Consider the following 1,674-nt stretch of genomic DNA (forward strand, 5'->3'; position numbering starts at 1 on the left):
ATAAAAGAGAGTACTCGAGCAGAGGATTTTATTAAGTATTTAGATGTTTTTGAAGAACTTGATAATTTAGGGGAAGTGTTTAATGGAAAGCATCCAAAAGTTGATACTGAACTAAAAAGAGAGATAGCAAACAAATTAAAAGAGGAAGGATACGTTAAAGATAGGGGTAAAGATAGGATAATGTTGAAATAGTTCTTAAAAGAATTTAATTGATAAAGTGAACTATATACTTCGATTCATCCAAGTAGTTTAAAACGCATAAACAGGAGGTTCCATTATAATGGAATCTCCCTACTTTATTCTTTGAGTTTTGATACATATTGAGTTATACGCGTTTAGAAACGGGTAGCTAAAATCACAGGCAAAAGACCTCGAAGATTATCGCCTTTGAATGCAATAGCATAGCGCTCCAACTTTGAGCCAACCACACAGCTACGAATCTGTACATAATAACCATCCATAATCACGCTCAGATAACGAAATCCTTTAGACGTTTTAATATAAGTAAAATCGCTGATCCACACTTTATTGGGTTCTGAAGGACGGAATTCTAGATCAAGAAATTAATACACTCTTCATCATTAGTATGTTGAGAAGGCTTGAATGCAGGTTTAACAGTCGACATACGAGGTAAAGGTATAGACTTTAAGAGTCTGTAAACTCGTCCAAGACTAATGGATATGCTATATTCAATAATAAGAAGAGGCTTGAGCTTTATTGCACCTAAACGCATATTGTATTATATATAAAGTTCTGAAAGACAAAACCTTATCTTCTGATTCTCGTTATCACGTTTTAAGATTCACGATTTATAAACTGTGGTAAGTAGATCGGTTAACATTCAGAGTTTTACGAAGATTTGAAGTTTTGTGTCTCGAATTAAGGAATTCGATCGCTTTTAGTCGTTGATTGAGCGAGTGCGAATAGGGCAATTGCTTTTTTTAGATGAGGTTCTCTTCTTTGAGTAATGCAACTTGTTTTTGGTGTTCTCTAACTTGCTTAGTGGTAGGAATCTCTCCATTATCTGTTTCGGCTTGTGAATAGAGTTTAATCCATTTATGACGTGTGGAGGGAGCAATACCATAATCTTCGGAGGGGCAAAGCTGAGTTTGGCCGTCATGATAAAGAGCAACAATTGATTTCTTAAGATCTTTAGAATATCGTGTTCTTTTGTTTGACATAAATAGGTTTTCCTTTCCTTTCTTAAAGTGTATGTTTATTCCTATTTACTGTCTATATTTACAGTATAGTACTGGAATGTACCTTAACCATTTTTGAAATAGATACTTGAAGTTCATTTTTAGACATTATGATGAAGTGTATTAAAGAGACATACAAATGAGAATTCCAAACTAGTTATACACGCAGGGATTCAACAAAGAACTTGCAAGGCTGCTTGCAATGTGATATGATAAATTCACAGATAACCTATTGGAGTCATTATGAATAGAAAACTCAGTCAGTGTTCGACATAAAAGTTCGACCTGTGAGGGGTATTCTAGCCAATATAAAAATTAGAGCGAGTTCGGTTAACGAACTCGCTTTTCAGGCTCTTTATAATCTAGTGTTGGTGAGATAGTCCGACATATTTAGAGTCAGTACCATCGTCATAGAAATATGATGATGGTTTTTTTATTTCTAAGTGTATCATTGTGTTTGATATTAGTAAAATTC

Annotated in this window: 2 protein-coding genes; one reads left to right on the forward strand and one right to left on the reverse strand. The window is 34.1% G+C overall.

The genetic code is table 11. The features are described from left to right. Positions 1-192 (forward strand): hypothetical protein (locus GVV20_RS10500; protein WP_250690213.1); only part of this gene is annotated, 192 nt, incomplete at its 5' end. Positions 193-941: 749 nt separating this feature from the next. Here the strand turns inward: GVV20_RS10500 and GVV20_RS10505 are convergent. After that, entirely contained in the window at positions 942-1,181 is a 240-nt protein-coding gene (locus GVV20_RS10505) for a transposase (protein ID WP_159740512.1), read from the reverse strand. Positions 1,182-1,674 lie beyond the last annotated feature (493 nt).

Origin of the sequence: Erysipelothrix aquatica (genome assembly GCF_009828775.2) — a bacterium.
Taxonomy (GTDB): domain Bacteria; phylum Bacillota_I; class Bacilli_A; order Erysipelotrichales; family Erysipelotrichaceae; genus Erysipelothrix; species Erysipelothrix aquatica.